Origin of the sequence: Salinicola aestuarinus (genome assembly GCF_003206645.1) — a bacterium.
Lineage (GTDB): Bacteria > Pseudomonadota > Gammaproteobacteria > Pseudomonadales > Halomonadaceae > Salinicola > Salinicola aestuarinus.
Window position 1 is genome coordinate 687,292 of the sequence record NZ_PZJP01000005.1, and the last position, 19,641, is coordinate 706,932.

The following is a 19,641-nucleotide window of genomic DNA, read 5'->3' on the forward strand; positions in this document are numbered from 1 at the left end:
CACTCGCGTGTCGGCTTTGCCGCTCGTCTGAGGAAACGTCATGCTCCAGATAGACTCCCTTTCCAAGACCTATCGCACCGGCGATAAGGCATTGACCGATATTTCTTTGAGCGTGCCGAAAGGCCAGATCGTCGGTCTGATCGGCCCTTCCGGGGCGGGCAAGTCGACCCTGATTCGGTGTATCAATCGGCTGGTGGAACCCACCGAGGGGCGCATTCTGCTCGGTGACAGCGATCTGGCCAGACTCGGCAAACGGCCGCTGCGTCGCCAGCGTCGACGTATCGGCATGATCTTTCAGGAGTACGCGCTGGTCGAACGGCTGACGGTCATGGAGAACGTGCTCTCCGGCCGACTCGGCTACGTGCCGTTCTGGCGCAGCTGCCTGCGTCGCTTCGAGCCTCACGATGTCCGCCGCGCCTATGCACTGCTCGACCGCGTGGGACTGTTGCAGCACGCGGACAAACGCGCCGATGCGCTCTCCGGTGGCCAGCGGCAGCGGGTGGGGATCGCCCGTGCGCTGGCGCAGGAGCCGGAACTGCTTCTGGTCGACGAGCCTACCGCGAGCCTCGACCCCAAGACGAGTCGCCAGATCATGCGGCTGCTCACCGAAATCTGTGCCGAGCGCAAGCTACCGGCCATCGTCAACATTCACGACGTGCCGCTGGCATGCCAGTTCGTGCAGCGCGTGGTCGGTCTCAGCGCGGGCAAAGTGGTATTCGACGGTGACCCCTCGACGCTCGACGAGACGGCGCTCTCGACGATCTATGGCGCCGATGACTGGCACGCCATGCAACAAGAGAGCCGTGATGACGACGAAGCCGAGAGTGCGCTGCGCTTGGTGGGAGTCGGCACATGACCGAGGTGACGTACGCCGATACCTGGCGCCGCCCACCCCAGATCGTCAAGCGGCGCGCTTGGCGCTGGGGGCTGGCAGTCGGAGCGGTGATCTATCTGATGCTGGCACTCGGCACCATCGACATCGACTGGCAGCGGGTGGTGGTCGGGCTCGAGCGAGGCCAGCGCTTCGTCGCGGGCTTCCTGCAGCCGGACTTCGTCAGCCGCTGGGACGATATTGCCCAAGGGCTCATCGAGAGCCTCACCATGACGCTGACCTCGACGGTCGTGGGTATCCTGATCTCGGTGCCCATCGGCATCGGAGCGGCACGCAATCTGACGCCACCGCCGGTCTATCTGGTGTGTCGCGGCATCATCGCGGTGAGCCGCTCGCTCCAGGAGATCATCATCGCGATCTTTCTGGTGGCGATGTTCGGATTCGGGCCCTTCGCCGGCTTTCTCACGCTCTCGTTCGCCACCATCGGCTTTCTCGCCAAGCTGCTCGCTGACGACATCGAGGAGATCGACGAGCGTCAGGCCGAGGCGATTGCCGCCACCGGTGCCTCCTGGTGGCAGCTGATCAACTACGCCATCCAGCCGCAGGTGATGCCACGGCTGATCGGGCTCTCGCTGTATCGCCTGGACATCAATTTTCGCGAGAGCTCGGTCATCGGCATCGTCGGTGCCGGGGGGATCGGGGCGACGCTCAATACCGCGATCGATCGCTACGAGTACGACAGCGCCGGGGCGATTCTGCTGCTGATCATCGTCATCGTGATGCTGTCGGAGTACGCCTCCGGCTACGTGAGGAAGTTTCTACAATGAGCGAGATGACTCACTATCGAGAGGTCTGGGCGCCACGCCCGCCGCGGACGCGTCTCATGGTCTGGTTCGCCTGGTTGTTGCTGGTGGCCCTGTTCGTCTACTGCTGGCAGGTGATGACCGAGAACACCATCTGGGCGTTCGTCAGCGACGCGCCGCGCCAGGCGATGGACATCGGTAGCCGTATGGTGCCGCCGCGCTGGGGCTATCTACCGGAGCTGCTCGAGCCGCTCTGGGACACGCTCAACATTGCCACTCTCGGCACGCTCGGTGGCATCGTCATGGCGGTGCCGGTGGCATTTCTCGCCGCGCGCAATACCACGCCATCGGCGCGCTTTCTTCGGCCCGTGGCGCTGTTCATCATTGTTGCCTCTCGTTCGATCAACTCGCTTATCTGGGCACTGCTGCTGGTGGCGATCATCGGCCCCGGACTGCTCGCCGGTATCGTCGCCATCGCGTTGCGCTCGATCGGCTTCGTCGGCAAGTTGCTATATGAGGCGATCGAGGAGATCGACACCAAGCAGGTCGAGGCGGTCTCCGCCACCGGTGCCAGCTCGGTGCAGGTGCTGAACTACGCCATCGTTCCGCAGATCGTGCCGACGTTCATCGCCATCGGCGTCTTCCGCTGGGACATCAACATTCGCGAGAGCACGATTCTCGGACTCGTCGGCGCCGGCGGTATCGGCCTCAAGTTGCAGTCGTCGATCAACGTGCTCGCCTGGCCGCAGGTGACGATGATCCTACTGCTGATTCTGGGCACGGTGGTGGTCAGCGAGTGGGTGTCGGCGAAACTTCGTCGCGCGGTGATCTAGCGCCGGTCGTCAGCGTGGGTGACGCTGGCAAGCGCGGCGCCCCAGCGCTCATCGCGTGCGAGTCTCGCGGCATTCGGCTGCCTAGGCGCCGCGGTGTCGCGTAGACTGAGCGGCTTTGCCAGTCCACGAGAATGTCATGCGTCTGACCCCCTTCGATGCGCTTGCCTGCCCCCTCGACGCCCTGCCGCTGCGCCGTGAAGGCCGTCGCTGGTGCTGCGAGGCCGGCCACAGTTTCGATGTCGCCCGAGAGGGCCACCTTCATCTGCTCCCGGTGCAGCACAAGCGTTCCCGCGATCCCGGCGACAGCAAGGCGATGGTCGCCGCCCGCGAGCGCTTCCTGAACGCGGGCCACTACCAGGGCATCGCCGATGCCATTGCCGAGGCCGTGCTGGCCGGGGCTTCGCCCGAACGGCCGTTGGCCTGTCTCGATGCTGGCTGCGGCGAGGGCTACTACCTGCGGCGTCTCGCGGCCAGCGCCGGCGATCGGAACGTGGCGCTCTCACTGATGGGGCTGGACATCTCCAAGTGGGCGGTGCTGCGCGGGGCCAGGCAGGCGCGCGCGCTGCACCGCGACGCGCAAGCCAATGCGACCGCTGACGCGACTGCAAAGCGAGAGGGCGCGACCTGGGTAGTCGCCAGTAACGCCAAGCTACCGGTGCAGGATGCCGCGCTCGACCGCGTACTCTGCCTGTTTGGCTTTCCCGTCTACGCCGAGTTCGCTCGCGTACTCAAGCCTGGCGGTCGGCTGCTGCTGGCGGAGGTAGGGCCGGACCATCTGCGCGAGCTGCGCGAGATCATCTACCCCAGCGTGAAAGAGGCAACCGAGCGAGAGCCGGTGCGCCACCCGGCGCTCACCCTGGAATACGAAACGTCGGTGCGCGCTACGCTCAGCCTCGAAACCCCCGAGGCGATCGCCGACCTGCTGACCATGACCCCGCATCTCTACCGCGCCAGCGCCGAAGGGCGGGCGAGGGCGGAAGCGCTGACGTCGCTGTCGGTCACCCTCGACGTGCGCCTGACAACGCTGGGGCGTCGATAACGCCGCGTATCCGCCTCTGAATCACGCCATGGTGTGGTCGGCGGGGTCCGCATCCAGGGCGTGTCATCGCCCCGGCGATGACGTTGAGAAGACGATCTCTAAGAAATGTCTCGGTTTCCAGCGCGCTCGTTGCGACACGTCGGCAATTGGCACGCTGGTGCGGTGCCCGATGAAACCTGGCCATGGGTAGCATGTTTAACAGCTATCACTGAGCACCCTTCAAAAAGCCTGTCACTATCTCTGGTCCCCATCACCACCGGCCTGTCGGCCGGGGGTCGAGCACAACCGATGGGCCGACCTGGCTGATTCATGCGCGCCAGACGGCCCAAGTACGGTTTGGCATTGTGGACAGTGACCCCTGTTTCTATCTATACCTTGTGCTGCCCTGTCGCTGATCACCAACCTGGAAATGTTGTGTGTAGGCAGGACATGGCGATCATGCTGCGAACCTGACAGCCAGCTTGGCTTGTCGCGGCACCGTTTACGGGATGGCCATGGAGTGACCCATGTGATGCGCCATGCATCACATCGATGAACAGGGAGAGATCACCGTGAGCAGCGATAACCAAAAGCCGACAACGACGGACGCCGGGGTTCCGGTTTCCAGTCAGGAATATTCCCTCTCGGTCGGCCCGGACGGGCCGATCGTACTGCACGACCACTACCTGATGGAGCAGATGGCGGCTTTCAATCGGGAAATGATCCCCGACCGCCAGCCGCACGCCAAGGGCAGCGGCGCTTTCGGTCACTTCGAGGTGACCCATGACGTCAGCCAGTTCACCAAGGCGGACTTCCTCCAGCCGGGCAAGAAGACCGAGATGGTCGCGCGATTTTCGACCGTCGCCGGCGAGTCCGGTAGCCCGGACACCTGGCGCGACCCGCGTGGCTTCTCGCTTAAGTTCTACACCGAGGAAGGCAACTTCGACATGGTGGGTAACAATACCCCCGTGTTCTTCGTGCGCGACCCGATGAAGTTCCAGCACTTCATCCATTCGCAGAAGCGTCGTGCCGATAACGGTCTGCGCGACCACGACATGCAGTGGGATTTCTGGACGCTGTCTCCCGAGTCGGCGCACCAGGTGACCTGGCTGATGGGTGATCGTGGCGTGCCTGCCACCTGGCGCCACATGAACGGCTACTCAAGCCACACCTACATGTGGGTCAACGCCCAGGGCGAGCGTTTCTGGGTCAAGTACCACTTCAAGACCGACCAGGGCATCAAGTGCATGACCCAGGAGCAGGCGGATCAGATGGCGGGGTCGGATGCCGACTACCACCGTCGCGACCTGTTCAACGCCATCCAGCGCGGCGACTACCCGACCTGGACGCTCCACGTTCAGGTAATGCCGTTCGAGGATGCCAAGACGTATCGCATCAACCCGTTCGACCTGACCAAGATCTGGCCACACAGCGACTATCCGCTGCACGAAGTCGGCAAGATGACGCTGGACCGCAACCCCACCGATTTCCATACCGAGATCGAGCAGGCGGCATTCGAGCCCAACAACTCTGTGCCGGGCACCGGCTTCTCGCCGGACAAGATGCTGCTGGCGCGGACCATCTCCTACGCTGATGCCCACCGGGCGCGTCTGGGGATCAACTACAAGCACATCCCGGTCAATTCGCCGAAGAGCCCGGTTCACAGCTATAGCAAGGGCGGTCGGATGCGGATTCACAATTCGACCGATCCGGTCTACGCGCCCAATAGCAAAGGCGGGGCAGCACCCGATTCTGCGCGCTATCCGGAAGATGCGACCTGGCAGGCCGATGGCGAATTCGTCCGCGCCGCCTACACGCTGCGTCCGGACGACGGCGACTTCAATCAGGCCAATGACCTGGTCAACAAGGTGATGGACGATGCCGCCCGTGATCGTCTCGTCAACAACATCGTCGGCCACGTCGCTGGTGGGGTCGAAGAGCCGGTACTGTCGCGCGTCTTCGAGTACTGGAAGAACGTCGACGAAACCATCGGTCGTCGCGTTGAAGAGGGCGTTAAAGCCAAGCGTAACGAGCAGTGACCAGCGGCCAGTACCGCAATATCTGATGCAGTAACGCAAAACGGCTCGCTGAAAAGCGAGCCGTTTTTTTGGGGCAGGGTAAGCGCTCAGCGACGCTGGTCGGTACTCTGCTGTGACGCCGCTGCGGTGCTCGGGCTGACGCCACTCTGGCGCTGGCCGGGGGCGTGGCCGAGCGTTTCGTCCAACGCGAACGCCTTGTGCGCCTCGATAGGGTGTGCCTCCACTGCGGAAATCTGGTCGTGTTGCTGGCCACCGAAGCCGGCGAGCACGTTCACCTTGTCCGCCGGGAACAACATCATGGTGCCGCTGAACGGCTCGATCAGCGATTCGAAGTTGTCGATGAGGTAGGCGTTGAGCGCGTTTTCGCCACCCTCCTCGAGGATACGAATGGTCTCGCCGAGCTGCTGGATTTCCGACTCCCGCACACCGCGGTAATCGGTGGCCTCGCGTTCGGCAACCAGCACCAGACGCTGTTTCTCGGCCTCCGCTGGAGTCAGGATCTCGGCACGATACTGGGCGTTGAGATAGTCGATGCGACTGCGCTCGGCCTCGATTGTCGCCTTGACGCCGGCCAGGTCGGCGACACCCGAGCGCTCGGCCTTCTCGACGCCAACCGCGCCGCGCTGACGCTCGTCGGCCACCGAGGCGCTGGTCTGGTTCTCCAGTGCTTCCCGATCGTTGTCGCGCCGACGGACTTCCACTTCACCACGACGACGGTGGCTCTCTTCTGCGGAGTCTGCCTTGGCGCGGGCTTCCGAGGAGCGTGCCTGAGAGCGCGCTGAGGCGGACTCGACCCGGTTGAGCAGGCCAATGTAGAGATCGCCTTCGCCCATGCCGGTGAGGCGATGATCATCGACGTCGGCGATGTTCATGGTGGTGATCTCCAGCCCGATCGCCTCCAGGTCGCTCTTGCAGACCCGGATCATGTTGCGGACCAGCTCATCCTTGTCGCGCATGACCTGCTCTGGCGTCATGGTGGCGATGGAGTCACGCAGATGCCCTTCGATGATCGACGCCGCGACGTTCTCCAGATCGTTCCAGTTCTCGTTGAGCGAGAGAATGCGGCGAATGGCGTTCTGCAGCACTTCGCCGGAGGAGGAGATCGCGAACGATACGGTGGAGACCACATTCAGCGGCACCATGCCGCGAGCGATCGCCGACTCAACCTCGACGGTGGCCGTTCGCGGGCGCAGATCCAGGTCGAAGCGTTTGTTGATGATCGGCCATACCACGACTCGGCCGCCCTGGTAGGTCCGGTAGCCGCCGCGACTCTTGCCGGCGACGACGGCGACCTGGTTGGCGCCGACGACGCGGAAGTTGCGCACGAACTGGAAGGTCAGCGTGATGATGATCAGCGTGACGAGCAGAAAGAAGGATAGGGCGAGCGTGGCCATCAGTTGCTCTCCGCTTCAGTATCGGTGGAGGAGGAAGGGGCGGTGTTCTGAGCGGTAGTGAAGTCTCTGACACGGATGCCGAAGGCCTGCTCGAAGCGGTCGAGGAAGTCGACGAAGCCGGCGGGACCGCGGTTGATGGCCGCGTTCATGCCGTTGTCGGCGTCGTCGCCCATGAAGGTCAGATTGTCGAGCTGGATCTCTTTGGCGTTCTGGTGGTACGCCTTGAATAGCTGTGGCAGCTGGCCCTGCACGAACATCGGAATACGGCCGTAGTGGCCAGCCTTGCCGATCATTTCTGCCTGCTGCTCGAGCATCTGGTTGCGCACGCCCTGGCGGATGCGGATCGCCTGATCGTTACCCTCGGCGACGATTTCCGCGGCCTTGGCCTCGAACTCCGGCTTGAGCGTGACGTCCGACTGGTTGCGCAGTGTCTGCAGCTCATTCTGGGCGTTCTCGACATCGATCTGCGCGTGCGACTGCGCACGAGCGACCTGCGCGGCGGCCTCTTTCTGTGCCTGATCGATCCTCGCTTGGCTCTCTTCCTGCGCGATCCCCAGGTTCTGCTCGGCTTCGACGATCGACTCGTCCGCCTGGCTGCGGGCAATCGACTCGCGACGTCGACCGTCGGATTCGGCATTCTCCGCTTCCGCCTGCAGCCTCGCTTCCTGAATTTCGACCGCCTGGCGCTTGTGGGCTACTGCCTTGGTGGCAAGGCTGCTGATGTAGTCCGAACTATCCCAGATGCGCTGGAAAGAGACCGAGAAAACCCGGAAGCCGAAGCTCGCAAGGTCTTCATTGGCATCGTCCAGCATGTCCTGACGAAAGCGGGCGCGCTCGCCTTCGTCGGAAGAGATGACTTCCTCTTCCGGTGTTTCACCGGCGTTGACCTTCTCCACGCTCTCGACCATGCCCATTGCCTGCAGCGGCGTCGTGCGGTTCATGGCGCCGCGGAAGTTGCCCACCATCGTCTGGTGGATCTGGTCGTGGATTTCGGCACGGGACTTGCCCAGCATGCGCTCGACCGCGGTGTAGAGCAGGGCGGTATCCTCGATATCGACACCGACGCAGGCCGTGGCATCGGCACCAACCGTGATGCCGTTGGCCGAATTGACGCCCTCGACCCGGACGTTGATCGGCAGCACGCTCAGGTCGAGAAACTCCGCGCGATTGAGGAAGGGGATAACGATGGCGGTGCCGCCGAGGATCACCCGGAAGCCGTACTCGCGGCCATTGGTCTTGGTCTTGGAGCCTTGAACGACCATTACCTGATTCGGCGGACAGACCTGAATGACCGCCTTGAGCATGGCGAGCAGGCCGAGAAAGATGACCACGGCCACGGCGCCGGCGGCAACGAAACCGGCCGTGCCGAGCGTGGCATTGCCCAGCCCGGGCAGTGCTCGGGTGATGGTGAAGAGGATAGAGTCGATATCCATCAGAGTTCCTTCTTGTCGGAGGGCGTCAGATTGTCGGGGGGCGTCAGGGGTTCTACGGAAACATCAGCGGCGTTCACGGTGACGATGCGAACGGGTGTCCCTTTCGCAAGCACCTTGTGGCTATCGGCTTTGGCGTAGCGATCTCGGGTTAACTGGCCAAACGCGACTCTCACACGGCCGGTTTCATTGGGGTGAATGGCGATGGTGACGTGGCCCTCGCGGCCGACGAGTTCGTCGTCGGTGATCGAGGAGTCGTACTCACGCTGCTGGAACTTCAGGATTGCCCAGGCGCAGACCATGACGAAGAGCCCGGAGGGCACGGCCCAGGCGAGCCCCGTCATCAGCGGCTCGCCGCGCAGCGTGGCGATCAGTCCCATGGGTCCGAAGCCGGCGCAGAAATAGATGAATAGCCGCAGCAGGAACAGCAGTTGGAAGATGTGACGGCCGGCACGAATGCTGCGGCTGTACTGGCCGCCACGGGAAGCGACCCCATCGGCGCCGTCTCCTTGCGTATCACCACCGTCTGCACCGGCATCGCCGTTGGCCAAAGCGCCGTCTTGCGCCGGTGCATCGCCGCCATCAGGGTCGCCATCGCCGGCGCTCAGGCCGACGCTTTCCGCCACGATGACCCCCAGGCCAAAAAGCCCCAGGGCGGCATAAATGCCCATCAGCAAGTTGTCATCCATCATTGGTCAATGTCTCTTTTGTAGACGATTGATACATTATGTAAGTCAAAAAAACGTTAAATTAACGCTAAAGAAAGCGCGCGAATATACGCGGAAATTTAACTTGTAACAAATATCGGAAGAGTGAACGACGGCGAGGGGCCATCGCTGGCTGCCACCCGCGATTTCAGAGCCGGTAGGGTTGTCAGTGATCGGCTATAGCTGATGTGCGAGATTGGACAGTCGTGCCATTTTTGCGTGCCAGCTGACCCTGACGTCGGGACTGGATAGCAAAGTCCGGCCAATATCTGTGACCCGAATCGGCGCCAATAAAAACAAATAAAACGAATGAATTCGCTATGTCGCGGAGCTAACTTCAATGGCTTTTGGTGCCTCAAAGATCACACAATGAGCCGCGGAAAGTCGCTATCGTCACTCGTCGATAGGCCGACGCCCGCGCGGGCCTGTCGAGCGACCGGGCATCGGCGGGCAGAACGACAAACGGCTCGGTTTTCAGCGAGCCGTGGGTTGTGGCTGGGCGATCGTGCGCCGTGAAGTCAGACGCGGTCGACGCCCTAGAATTCACTCCATTCATCGGTATCGCTGGTCTCGCTTTTGGCGGGACTGCGAGACGTGGGGAAAGCGGGCCGGGCGCTGGCCGCCGGTTTGGCCGGCTGTTGGGGCGAGTGCTGCGACTGCTGCGCCGGCTGACGGGCAGCGGCCGCCTGGAGGTCGTAGTTTCTGAAGAAACCGATCTCTCGGGCCAGACTCTCGGCCTGCGTCTGCAGGTGGCTCGTCACGGTCGTGGATTCCTCGACCAGTCCGGCATTCTGCTGTGTCACGCTATCCATCTCGCCCACGGCCAGGTTGATCTGCTGAATGCCGGCAGACTGCTCTCGGCTGGCCGTCGCGATCTCGGAGACCAGCGACGTCACCTTCTCCACGCTGGAGACGATCTCGGTGAGGGTGTTGCCGGAACGCTGCACCAGCTCGGAGCCTTTGCGGACGCGTTCAGCGCTCTCCGACACCAGCTGCTTGATCTCGCCGGCGGCATTGGCGCTGCGGCTGGCGAGCTGGCGAACTTCCTGGGCGACCACGGCGAAACCGCGGCCCTGCTCCCCGGCACGAGCGGCCTCCACGGAGGCGTTGAGCGCGAGCAGGTTGGTCTGGAAGGCGATCTGATCGATCATGCCAATGATGTTGGAAATCTGCTTGCTGGACGCGTCGATCTCCTGCATCGCCGTGACTGCCTGACCCACCACCGCGCCGCCTTCCTGTGCGCTGTTGCTGACGACACCCGCCAGTTGATCGGCTTCGCTGGCGTTGTCGGCGTTCTGCTTGACGGTGTTGGTGATCTCCTCGAGCGCCGAGGCCGTCTGCTGCAGGCTCGCGGCCTGCTCCTGGGTGCGCTGGCTTAAGTTCTCGTTGCTGGCCGCCAGTTCACCGGAGACCGACTCGACGATCTTGGCGTTGCGGGAGACTTCACCGATGACCCCTGTTAGCTGGTCACGCATGGTGGTCATGGCGCCCAGCAGCTCGCCGAACTCATCGCGGTAGGGGTTGGACACGGTCGTCCCAAGGTCCCCGGAAGCCAGTGACTTGGAGAAGGTGGTGGCCTCGTTCAGCGGTCGGATAATGCCTCTCGCGAGCCATAGACCAATGCCGATCGCCGCCAGAATGCCCGCCAACAGCACGCCAATGGTCAGGTTGCGAGTGAACTCGTAGGCCGAGACGCTATTAACATAAGCCTGCTGAACGTTGTCCCGGGCTCCCCGATAGAGCGTCGTCACGAGGTTATAAATCTCGGTATAGGCCGTGTCGATCTGCGCCTGGCTGGCCTGTCCCGAATCCAGCAGCCGACGCAGCGTGGCGAGTTGCGCCAGATAGGCTTCGGCAGTCTGTTGCTCGGCGTCGCTGGTGACCATGGCCGGGTAGTATCGGTCCCACGCTTCGTCGGTGCGACCGCGGTTGACCTCGACGTCCTGACGCTGAGCAGTGGTCAGCGGCTCGTCGCCGGCAGCCGCCATGATCACCCGGTTATCGGCGATCGACGCGCGCACGGTGGTCAGGTCGATCATCGTGGCGAGCTCTTGATCGACGATCTCTTCCATCGTGTGCTGCGTGGCCCGGTTACTCATGATGCCGACCAGGCCGATGCCCGCCAGCATCAGAATCAGGAACCCCAAGCCCGCGGAAAGCTTGAGTTTGACGCTGCCCTTGCGTGGCCCAGCACCGCCTGTTTTTGTCAGTCTCATCCCCAGTGCCTCCAGCCTCTTGGCTGCTTCTCATCGCCTTCCTCAGCTGGAAGACGTTCCGGCCTCAGTTATCGGCATTAGTAAAATTGACTTAACAACTTTACTTAGATCCTAATTATAATTATTCATTTTTTGCGCGCTGGATAAGAGGTCTGGTCACAGGAGGCGACGCTCACCCGTCGCCAGCCGTGGGCCGAAGCCTGGTGGAAGAACGCGCTTGCGCGTTGGCAGAAACGACAAACGGCTCGCTTTGCAGCGAGCCGTGGGTTGTGGCTGGACGATCGTGCGTCGTGAAGTTAGACGCGGTCGACGCCCTAGAATTCACTCCATTCATCGGTATCGCTGGTCTCGCTTTTGGCGGGGCTGCGAGACGTGGGGAAAGCGGGCCGGGCACTCGCCGTCGGTTGGGCCGGCTGCTGAGGCGAGTGCTGCGACTGCTGACGGGCGGCGGGCGCCTGAAGGTCGTAGTTTCTGAAGAAACCGATCTCTCGGGCCAGACTCTCGGCCTGCGTCTGCAGGTGGCTAGTCACGGTCGTGGACTCCTCGACCAGTCCGGCATTCTGCTGTGTCACGCTATCCATCTCGCCCACGGCCAGGTTGATCTGCTGAATGCCGGCAGACTGCTCTCGGCTGGCGGTCGCGATCTCGGAGACCAGCGACGTCACTCTCTCCACGCTGGAGACGATCTCGGTGAGGGTGTCGCCGGAACGCTGCACCAGCTCGGAGCCTTTGCGGACGCGTTCAGCGCTCTCCGACACTAGCTGCTTGATCTCGCCGGCGGCATTGGCGCTGCGGCTGGCAAGCTGGCGAACTTCCTGGGCGACCACGGCGAAACCGCGGCCCTGCTCCCCGGCACGGGCGGCCTCCACGGAGGCGTTGAGCGCGAGCAGGTTGGTCTGGAAGGCGATCTGATCGATCATGCCGATGATGTTGGAAATCTGCTTGCTGGACGCGTCGATCTCCTGCATCGCCGTGACCGCCTGGCTGACCACTGCGCCGCCTTCCTGCGCGCTGTTGCTGACGGTGCCAGCCAGTTGATCGGCTTCGCTGGCGTTGTCGGCGTTCTGTTTGACGGTATTGGTGATCTCCTCGAGCGCCGAGGCCGTCTGCTGCAGGCTCGCGGCCTGCTCCTGGGTGCGCTGGCTTAAGTTCTCGTTGCTCGCCGCCAGTTCGCCGGAGACCGACTCGACGGTCTTGGCGTTCCGGGCCACTTCGCCGATCACGCCGGTCAATTGATCGCGCATGGTGGTCATGGCACCCAGCAGCTCGCCAAACTCATCGCGGTAAGGGTTGGAGACACGAGAGCCGAGGTCACCCGATGCCAGCGCTTTCGAGAACGCCGTCGCTTCGGCCAGCGGACGCATGATGCCCCGCGCCAGCCAGAGTCCAATGGCAACGGCCAGAATGATGCCGATCAGCAGGACGGCGATGGTCAGATTGCGATTGAACTCATAGGCGGTGACGCTTCCCGCATACGCCTCCTGGACGTGCGCGCGGGACTCGCGGTAGAGACCGGTCACCTGAGTGTAGATTTCGTCGTAGGCCGCATTGATCTGGTCTTCGCTGGCCTGTCCGCTGTCCAGAAGTGTGCGAAGAGAACTCAACTCGGCGAGATAGGCCTCGGCGATGTTACGCTCCGTATCGCTGTTGACCATTTGCGGGTAGTAACGGTTCCAGGCTTCGTCGGTACGCGCGCGATTGGCTTCGAGCTCCTGGCGCTGCCGCTCCGTCAGCGGCTCATCGCCGGCGGCGGCCATCAGTGTCCGGTTGTCGCCAATCGTCGCGCGCACCGTCGCCAGATCGATCATGGCGGCAAACTCGTGGTCCACGATCTGCGCCATCGTGTCCTGGGTTTCACTGTTGCAAAGAATTGCTTCCGTGCCGACGCCGACCAGCATCAGAATCATGAAGCCGAGACCGGCAGAGAGCTTGGTTTTCACGCTTCGACCGCGACTCCCCATCCCCATACCCATCGATTTCATCTCCGTTACCCTCTGTCAGTAATCGCGTTGTTATCGTCCCCTCAACGCTGAGGACGTTCTGACCCGAGTTATCGGCATGAGAAAAATCAACTTGACAATTTTACTTAGATCCTAACTAAAATTAATTTGATGATAGGCATGAGTCTGGGCGACCGATCCAAGACCGATCCGGTGGCACTATTTTAGTGGCGGGATTTGATCTGCGCTTTGAGCGGCTCGGGAACCTGTTTAATGATCAGTCGATCGTGGGTCTCGTCATACTCGATGCTGTTGCCCAACAGGTGGGAGTCGAAACTGATCGAGACACCGCTTGCGCGTCCGGCGAAACGCTTGAACTGCTGGAGGGTACGCTTGTCCGGGGGGATCTCTTCGGCGAGTCCGTAGTCCTGGTTGCGGATGTAGTCGTAGAACGCTTTGGGCTGGGTCTCGTCGACCAGCTCCGAGAGCTCATCCAGCGTGATGGCTTCTCCGTTTTTAGCCTGTGCATTGGCGTAGTCGATCAGGCTGACGGTCTTCTCGCGACTGGCCTCCTCGGAGAGGTCCTCCTGCTCGACGTAGTCGCTGAATGCCTTCAGCAGCGTTCGCGTCTCCGCACTCGCATCCACGCCCTCATGACACCCCAGCCACTCGGCGAAGGCCGTGCTGGCTTTCTTGCCGCCGCGGTCCTGAACGTGGGCAATGTACTGGCGCGACTGGCCGCGCTGCCACTGGGTCAGGTCGATACGTGCGGCGAGCATCAGCTGGCCGAGGTTGAGCTGCTGGGCGACGACCACCCCAAGGGTATCGTCTATTGCGTAGCCTTCACGCTGGTGCAGCAGCGCCAGTGTCAGAAATTCCGCCTCGCCCTGGCGGGAATGCACGAACCACCAGTGTCCCCCTGTCGAAAGGTGCGCATCGATGATCGGCATCAGGCCCTCGGCGGCCCAGCGAGTGAAGGCGGTGAAATCCAGCTCGCCCTGACGGTAGCGCTCGAGCTCGACGGCAAAGCGAGACCCTCCCGTGCTCGTTTCAGCGGCGGCATCGATCTCGGCGCCCTCGGCATCGGTCTCGACTTCCACGCTCTCATCGGCGGTGGCGAAGTATCCCCAGGCCTTGGGCTTTTGATGAAAACTCGCATTGAAGCTGGCGAGCAACGCGGCGGCGGCATCGGTGTCGCCGCTCGCTTGGCCGCCGGTCAGGTTGGCGGGCTGGTCGTTGCCGGATTTATCGATGCGATGGGCGCAGGCGTTGAGTATCGGCATGAAGCGACTCCGCAATCGGAAGAGAGAGCGACGCGCCCGGCAAGCCGGGCGCGTCGAGAGACGAGAGAGTGGGGGCCAGCGTCGCCGGCTCAGGGGCGCAGGCGGTAGCCGGTGCGGAAGATCCAGCTTACGACCGCGAGGCTGATCGCGAGGAACAGACCGACCATCACCAGGCTTGCGATGATGTTGACGTCGCTGATGCCGTAGAAGCTCCAGCGAAAACCGCTCACCAGGTAGACCACCGGATTAGCCAGGGTCACTGTCTGCCAGACCGGTGGCAGCATGTCGATGGCGTAGAAGCTGCCGCCGAGAAAGGTCAGCGGGGTGATGATCAAGAGTGGCACCAGCTGTAGCTTCTCGAAGCTGTCCGCCCAGATACCGATGATGAATCCGAGCAGGCTGAAGGTGAGCGCCGTCAGCACCAGAAACAGCAGCATCATGAACGGGTGGAGTATCTGCAGGTCGACGAAGAAGGTCGCGGTGGCCAGTATCAATAGGCCCAGCACGGCGGATTTCGTCGCCGCGGCACCGACGTAGCCCAGCACGATCTCGAAATACGAGATCGGCGCCGACAGCACCTCATAGATAGTGCCGGTGAACTTGGGAAAGAAGATGCCGAAGGAGGCGTTCGACACGCTCTGGGTCAACAGCATCAGCATGATCAGGCCCGGCACGATGAAGGCGCCGTAGCTGACGCCCTCGACCTCTTGGATGCGCGAGCCGATGGCGGCGCCGAAGACGACGAAGTAGAGCGACGTGGAGATGACCGGTGACACCAGACTCTGAAGTAGGGTGCGGCCGGCCCTCGCCATCTCGAAGCAGTAGATGGCGCGTACGGCTTGCAGGTTCATTAACGCTCCTTGACCAGGTCGACGAAGATCTCTTCCAGTGAGCTCTGCTTGGTCTGCAGATCCTTGAACTGGATACCGGTGGCTTCGATATCGTTGAGCAGCGTGCTGATCGAGACCCGCGTCTCGCTCGTCTCGCTGGCATCGTAGGTGTAGACGAGCACGCTGCCATTGTCGGCGAGCGACAGCGGATAATGCGACAGTGCCGGCGGGACGCTCGCCAACGGCTTGTGTAGCTGCAGCGTCAACTGCTTGCTGCCGAGCTGACGCATCAACGCCGCCTTCTCGCGGACCAGCACGATCTCGCCGCGGTTGATCACCCCGATGCGGTCCGCCATCTCTTCGGCTTCCTCGATGTAGTGCGTCGTGAGGATGATCGTTACCCCACGCTCCCTGAGCTTGCGCACTACCTCCCACATGTCACGGCGCAGCTCCACGTCGACGCCGGCGGTGGGCTCGTCGAGGAACAGAATTTCCGGCTCATGAGCCAGCGCCTTGGCAATCAGCACCCGGCGCTTCATGCCACCGGAGAGTGTGATCAGCTTGTTCTTGCGCTTTTCCCACAGCGAGAGCGATTTGAGGACGTCTTCGATGTGGGAGCGCTTGGCCTTGTGACCGAACAGCCCACGGCTGAAGCTCACCGTATTCCAGACGGTTTCGAAGGCGTCGCTGGTCAGTTCCTGGGGAACCAGACCAATTTTGGCGCGGGCGGCACGGTAGTCGATGACGTTGTCGTGGCCGTCGATCAGTACCCGGCCCTCGGTGGGGTTGACCAGTCCGCAGATGATGCTAATCAGGGTGGTCTTCCCGGCCCCGTTGGGGCCGAGCAGCGCGAAGATCTCGCCGCGCTGGATCTCGAGGTCGACGCGCTTGAGCGCCTCGAAACCAGAGTCGTAGCGCTTGGCCAGTCCCTGGATTTCGATGACGGAAGAAGCTGACGGCGTCTCGATGCGAGGCTGTGACTCGCTGGCATTTGGCGTCTGATGACTCATGAAAGCCCTGCTTCGTGACGACTTGGGGGCGCTCATTGTAGGCGAAAACGCCAGGCGACTGTGACCGTCGGTCGCTTAGTCTCGAATCCGGGCGCGAGCGGTCGGGTTGAGCTATAGGGATAGAGAGGACGATTCGAATGATACCGGCGCGTCGCAGCGTGCCATACCAGGAGACCGACACATGACTTCGATCATCGCATGGCGGCGACTCGCGCTCGGGCTGGTTGTCGCCACTCTGACCGTCGGCGGCTTGACCGCCTGTACTACCACCTCAACCGAGGATCGCCAGAGCAACGTCGAGCAGCGCCGGCAGCTCGATCAGGACATTCAGCAAACGCTGTCGCGCCTGTACCGCTCCGTGCCGGAAGCGCGCTCGATGGCCGATGAGGCCCAGGGCATACTGGTATTCCCGGGCGTGCTTGGCGCCAGCTTCATTGTCGGCGCCAGCCATGGCGACGGCGGGCTCTTGATGGACGGCACCAAGGCCGGCTACTACACCACCACCAGTGGCTCGATCGGCTTCCAGGCCGGTGCGCAGTCCCAGGCGATCATTTATCTACTGATGACCGAGCGCGCCCTGAATCGCGTGCGCAGCGACAACGGCTGGTCGGTCGGGGCCAGCGCCGGCGTGGCGGTGGCGGATATCGGCGCCAACGGCCAGATCACCAACGACACCGCTAATCAAGAGGTCGTCGCCTTCGTGATGAACAATCAGGGCATCCAGGGTGGCGTCTCGCTCAATGGGGCCAAAATCACCAAGGTTCGGCCGTGATCGACCGCTGACGTTCGGTCGGAGGAGGCCACAAATGCAAGAACCCACCGCGAGGGTGGGTTCTTGCGTCATGGCGCTGGTACGTCACACATGCCGGACGGCACCGTCGCAGGGTCACCCGGCTATCGGCTTACGCCTCTTCGGGCAGTTCGGCGTTGTGGTAGACGTTCTGCACGTCGTCGAGATCGTTGAGCATACCGATGAATTTCTGAAACTGCGCCACGTCGTCGCCTTCGATGGCGGTAGTGGTTTGCGGCAGGAACTGGATCTCGTCGGCTTCGAAGTCGAGCTCGCCGAACGCGTCGATCAGCGCCTGCTTTGCCTTGGCGTACTCGGTATGCGGTGCGAAGACAGTGATGCGGCCCGCCTCGTTTTCGATGTCGGTGACGTCGACGTCAGCCTCCATCAATGCTTCGAGTACCGCTTCCTCGTCTTCACCGGCGAAAGCGAAGATCGCGCAGTGGTCGAACATGTGGCTGACCGTGCCCTGCGTCCCGATCTTCGACTTGTTCTTGGTGAAGCAGCCGCGCACATCGCCGTAGGTGCGGTTCGGGTTATCCGTCAGACACTCGACGATGACCATGCAGTTGCCGGGCCCGAAGCCCTCGTAACGCGCAGGAGAGAAGTCCTCGCCACCGGCACCCCGTGCCTTGTCCAGCGCCTTATCAATGACGTGGGAGGGCACCTGATCCTTCTTCGCTTTCTCGATCAGCCCGCGCAGCGTGAGGTTGCCGGAGGGGTCGGTGCCGCCCGACTTGGCACAGACGTAGATCTCGCGGCCGTACTTGCTGTAGACCTTGGTCTTGGCGTCGGCCGTCTTGGCCATCGATTCCTTGCGGTTCTGAAAAGCCCTACCCATTGTCACACCTTGTTCGGTTGTCAACGACGGCGGCGATTTTACGCAACTTTGCCGTCCTGTTGCAGGATAATTTACGCCGCTAACCGCCCGACGGCACGCGGGATGTTCGTCGAGGAAACGCCGCGTCGCCGCCCGAGCTTTGTTATCCTGCCGCCCGGTGACGCCGCGAGGCGCCACCGACCGTTCGCGAGCCCTAATGCGGCTCGCCTCGACCATCCGGGAGTTTCTGCGTGACTGACCGTTCGACCCCCGCCGCGACTGGCTCCGCCACGACCCGCGACGGTTTTGACACCCTGGCACTGCCTGCCGAACTGCTCGAGGGGCTGGCGCTGCTCGAGTACACGTCGATGACGCCGATCCAGGCGGCGACGCTACCGGCCGTGCTCGACGGGCGCGACGTGCTCGGTCAGGGACAGACGGGCTCCGGCAAGACCGCCGCCTTCGGCCTTGGTCTGCTCGCGTCACTCGACGTCGAACGCTTCGACGTGCAGGCGCTGGTGCTCTGCCCGACCCGCGAGCTCGCTGATCAGGTCGCCGATGAGATCCGGCGTCTGGCGCGACGCCTGGCGAACCTCAAGGTGCTCACGCTCTGCGGCGGGGCACCGCTAGGCCCACAGTCGAACTCGCTGGCTCATGGGGCCCACGTGGTCGTGGGGACGCCGGGGCGCATCGAGGAGCACGTGCGCAAGGGAACGCTGTCGCTGGATGCCCTGAAGGTGCTGGTACTCGACGAAGCGGACCGGATGCTCGACATGGGGTTTCAGGCCTCCCTGGAGGCGATCGTTGCGGCGACGCCGCGGGCCCGCCAGACATTGATGTTCAGCGCCACCTACGGCGAGAGCGTGCGTCCCGTCGCCGAGCGCCTGCTGCGTGACCCGGTAGCGGTCGAGATCGCCTCGACCCACGACGACACCAGCATTCGCCAGCACTTCCATCAAGTCGCCGACGAGTCGGCGCGGCTCAAGGCGCTACGTCAGCTGCTGCTGCATCATCGCCCGGCCACGAGCGTGGTGTTCTGCAACACGCGTCGCGAGACCCAGGAGGTCGCCGAGGCGCTGTCGGAGATGGGCTTCAGTGCGGCGGCGATCCACGGCGATCTCGAGCAGCGCGAGCGGGATCGCACGCTGATTTGCTTTGCCAACCAGAGTCTCTCGGTGCTTGTCGCCACCGATGTCGCCGCCCGCGGTCTCGACATCGACTCGCTGGATGCCGTGTTCAACTATCAGATCGCCCGCGAGCTGGAGGTCCACGTGCACCGTATTGGCCGCACCGGTCGAGCCGGCGGCAGCGGCGTTGCGTGTACGCTGATCACGGCCGCCGAGCGCTACCGCCTCGAGCGGCTGGAGGCCTTTCTCGAGCAGACCCTCGAGCTCGAACCGCTGCCAGGAAGCGCCAAGCAGACAGTGCCGTTCATTGCGCCTCGCGTTACGCTCGAGCTCGATGCCGGCAAGAAGCAGAAGATCCGGCCCGGTGACATTCTGGGCGCGCTGACCACCGGCGAAGACGCCCGCGCGCTGCGCGGCGATCAGGTGGGCAAGATCAAGGTGCTGGCGCGTAACGCGTTCGTTGCCGTCGACCGCGAGGTCGCCAGACAGGCGCTTGCCACGCTCAACGCCGGCACGTTGAAAGGGCGGCGCTGTCGCGCGCGCCGGGTCGACGAATCCGCATGACGGCG

General features: G+C 62.9%; 16 protein-coding genes. 7 read left to right on the plus strand and 9 right to left on the minus strand.

Features of this window, described 5'->3' with window-relative positions; genetic code table 11:
• The first annotated feature begins 40 nt into the window (after window positions 1-40).
• The 5 genes from phnC (at window position 41) to DOM41_RS08475 (ending at window position 5,525) form a co-directional block, all read left to right on the plus strand.
• Complete coding sequence (phnC, locus tag DOM41_RS08455) at window positions 41-856, plus strand: phosphonate ABC transporter ATP-binding protein (protein WP_110686379.1); 816 nt, start codon at window positions 41-43, stop codon at window positions 854-856.
• Entirely contained in the window at window positions 853-1,659 is an 807-nt protein-coding gene (gene phnE / locus DOM41_RS08460) for a phosphonate ABC transporter, permease protein PhnE (RefSeq protein WP_110686380.1), read from the plus strand. Before phnC ends, phnE (DOM41_RS08460) begins: the two co-directional genes overlap by 4 nt.
• Complete coding sequence (phnE, locus tag DOM41_RS08465) at window positions 1,656-2,468, plus strand: phosphonate ABC transporter, permease protein PhnE (protein WP_110686381.1); 813 nt, start codon at window positions 1,656-1,658, stop codon at window positions 2,466-2,468. Before phnE (DOM41_RS08460) ends, phnE (DOM41_RS08465) begins: the two co-directional genes overlap by 4 nt.
• 136 nt (window positions 2,469-2,604) lie before the next feature.
• Window positions 2,605-3,507, plus strand: coding sequence for a putative RNA methyltransferase (locus DOM41_RS08470; protein ID WP_110686382.1), 903 nt, complete (start codon window positions 2,605-2,607; stop codon window positions 3,505-3,507).
• Window positions 3,508-4,058: 551 nt separating this feature from the next.
• Entirely contained in the window at window positions 4,059-5,525 is a 1,467-nt protein-coding gene (locus tag DOM41_RS08475; protein WP_110686663.1) for a catalase, read from the plus strand.
• Between the two features lie 86 nt (window positions 5,526-5,611).
• Here the strand turns inward: DOM41_RS08475 and DOM41_RS08480 are convergent, their stop codons facing one another.
• From DOM41_RS08480 to DOM41_RS08515, 8 genes are all read right to left on the minus strand, one after another.
• Window positions 5,612-6,919, minus strand: coding sequence for an SPFH domain-containing protein (locus DOM41_RS08480; protein ID WP_110686383.1), 1,308 nt, complete (start codon window positions 6,917-6,919; stop codon window positions 5,612-5,614).
• Entirely contained in the window at window positions 6,919-8,352 is a 1,434-nt protein-coding gene (locus DOM41_RS08485) for an SPFH domain-containing protein (protein WP_110686384.1), read from the minus strand. The genes DOM41_RS08480 and DOM41_RS08485 overlap by 1 nt, the downstream gene beginning before the upstream one ends.
• The gene (locus DOM41_RS08490; protein WP_110686385.1) at window positions 8,352-9,041 is read right to left on the minus strand and encodes an NfeD family protein; all 690 of its coding nucleotides are present in this window, start codon (window positions 9,039-9,041) and stop codon (window positions 8,352-8,354) included. The genes DOM41_RS08485 and DOM41_RS08490 overlap by 1 nt, the downstream gene beginning before the upstream one ends.
• A gap of 551 nt (window positions 9,042-9,592) precedes the next feature.
• Window positions 9,593-11,272 carry a methyl-accepting chemotaxis protein gene (locus DOM41_RS08495; RefSeq protein WP_110686386.1) on the minus strand — a complete coding sequence of 560 codons (1,680 nt, stop codon included), beginning with the start codon at window positions 11,270-11,272 and terminating at the stop codon, window positions 9,593-9,595.
• Window positions 11,273-11,586: 314 nt separating this feature from the next.
• A complete protein-coding gene (locus tag DOM41_RS08500) occupies window positions 11,587-13,212 on the minus strand; it encodes a methyl-accepting chemotaxis protein (protein ID WP_188112376.1) in 1,626 nt (541 codons plus the stop codon).
• 224 nt (window positions 13,213-13,436) lie between these two features.
• Window positions 13,437-14,495, minus strand: coding sequence for a nucleoid-associated protein (locus DOM41_RS08505; protein WP_110686388.1), 1,059 nt, complete (start codon window positions 14,493-14,495; stop codon window positions 13,437-13,439).
• A gap of 89 nt (window positions 14,496-14,584) precedes the next feature.
• Window positions 14,585-15,346: an ABC transporter permease gene (locus tag DOM41_RS08510; RefSeq protein WP_110686389.1), complete on the minus strand. Its 762-nt coding sequence runs from the start codon at window positions 15,344-15,346 to the stop codon at window positions 14,585-14,587.
• Window positions 15,346-16,335 (minus strand): ABC transporter ATP-binding protein, encoded by a 990-nt coding sequence (locus tag DOM41_RS08515; RefSeq protein ID WP_110686390.1) that lies wholly within the window; start codon window positions 16,333-16,335, stop codon window positions 15,346-15,348. Before DOM41_RS08515 ends, DOM41_RS08510 begins: the two co-directional genes overlap by 1 nt.
• A 181-nt stretch (window positions 16,336-16,516) precedes the next feature.
• On the opposite strand from DOM41_RS08515, the gene DOM41_RS08520 reads away from it, so the two are divergent.
• Window positions 16,517-17,107 (plus strand): BPSL1445 family SYLF domain-containing lipoprotein, encoded by a 591-nt coding sequence (locus DOM41_RS08520; RefSeq protein ID WP_110686391.1) that lies wholly within the window; start codon window positions 16,517-16,519, stop codon window positions 17,105-17,107.
• Window positions 17,108-17,237: 130 nt separating this feature from the next.
• On the opposite strand, the gene DOM41_RS08525 is transcribed toward DOM41_RS08520, so the two are convergent.
• Window positions 17,238-17,966: a YebC/PmpR family DNA-binding transcriptional regulator gene (locus DOM41_RS08525; protein ID WP_110686392.1), complete on the minus strand. Its 729-nt coding sequence runs from the start codon at window positions 17,964-17,966 to the stop codon at window positions 17,238-17,240.
• 230 nt (window positions 17,967-18,196) lie between these two features.
• Here DOM41_RS08525 and dbpA point away from each other — a divergent pair, with 230 nt between their 5' ends.
• The gene (dbpA, locus tag DOM41_RS08530; RefSeq protein WP_110686393.1) at window positions 18,197-19,636 is read left to right on the plus strand and encodes an ATP-dependent RNA helicase DbpA; all 1,440 of its coding nucleotides are present in this window, start codon (window positions 18,197-18,199) and stop codon (window positions 19,634-19,636) included.
• Window positions 19,637-19,641 lie beyond the last annotated feature (5 nt).

Excerpts from the sequence above, each read along its gene's own strand:
- phnC (WP_110686379.1), top strand. The coding sequence starts at position 41 with ATGCTCCAGATAGACTCCCTTTCCAAGACCTATCGCACCGGCGATAAG.
- phnE (WP_110686380.1), top strand. The coding sequence starts at position 853 with ATGACCGAGGTGACGTACGCCGATACCTGGCGCCGCCCACCCCAGATC.
- phnE (WP_110686381.1), top strand. The coding sequence starts at position 1,656 with ATGAGCGAGATGACTCACTATCGAGAGGTCTGGGCGCCACGCCCGCCG.
- DOM41_RS08470 (WP_110686382.1), top strand. The coding sequence starts at position 2,605 with ATGCGTCTGACCCCCTTCGATGCGCTTGCCTGCCCCCTCGACGCCCTG.
- DOM41_RS08480 (WP_110686383.1), bottom strand. The coding sequence starts at position 6,919 with ATGGCCACGCTCGCCCTATCCTTCTTTCTGCTCGTCACGCTGATCATC.
- DOM41_RS08485 (WP_110686384.1), bottom strand. The coding sequence starts at position 8,352 with ATGGATATCGACTCTATCCTCTTCACCATCACCCGAGCACTGCCCGGG.
- DOM41_RS08490 (WP_110686385.1), bottom strand. The coding sequence starts at position 9,041 with ATGATGGATGACAACTTGCTGATGGGCATTTATGCCGCCCTGGGGCTT.
- DOM41_RS08495 (WP_110686386.1), bottom strand. The coding sequence starts at position 11,272 with ATGAGACTGACAAAAACAGGCGGTGCTGGGCCACGCAAGGGCAGCGTC.
- DOM41_RS08505 (WP_110686388.1), bottom strand. The coding sequence starts at position 14,495 with ATGCCGATACTCAACGCCTGCGCCCATCGCATCGATAAATCCGGCAAC.
- DOM41_RS08510 (WP_110686389.1), bottom strand. The coding sequence starts at position 15,346 with ATGAACCTGCAAGCCGTACGCGCCATCTACTGCTTCGAGATGGCGAGG.
- DOM41_RS08515 (WP_110686390.1), bottom strand. The coding sequence starts at position 16,335 with ATGAGTCATCAGACGCCAAATGCCAGCGAGTCACAGCCTCGCATCGAG.
- DOM41_RS08520 (WP_110686391.1), top strand. The coding sequence starts at position 16,517 with ATGACTTCGATCATCGCATGGCGGCGACTCGCGCTCGGGCTGGTTGTC.
- DOM41_RS08525 (WP_110686392.1), bottom strand. The coding sequence starts at position 17,966 with ATGGGTAGGGCTTTTCAGAACCGCAAGGAATCGATGGCCAAGACGGCC.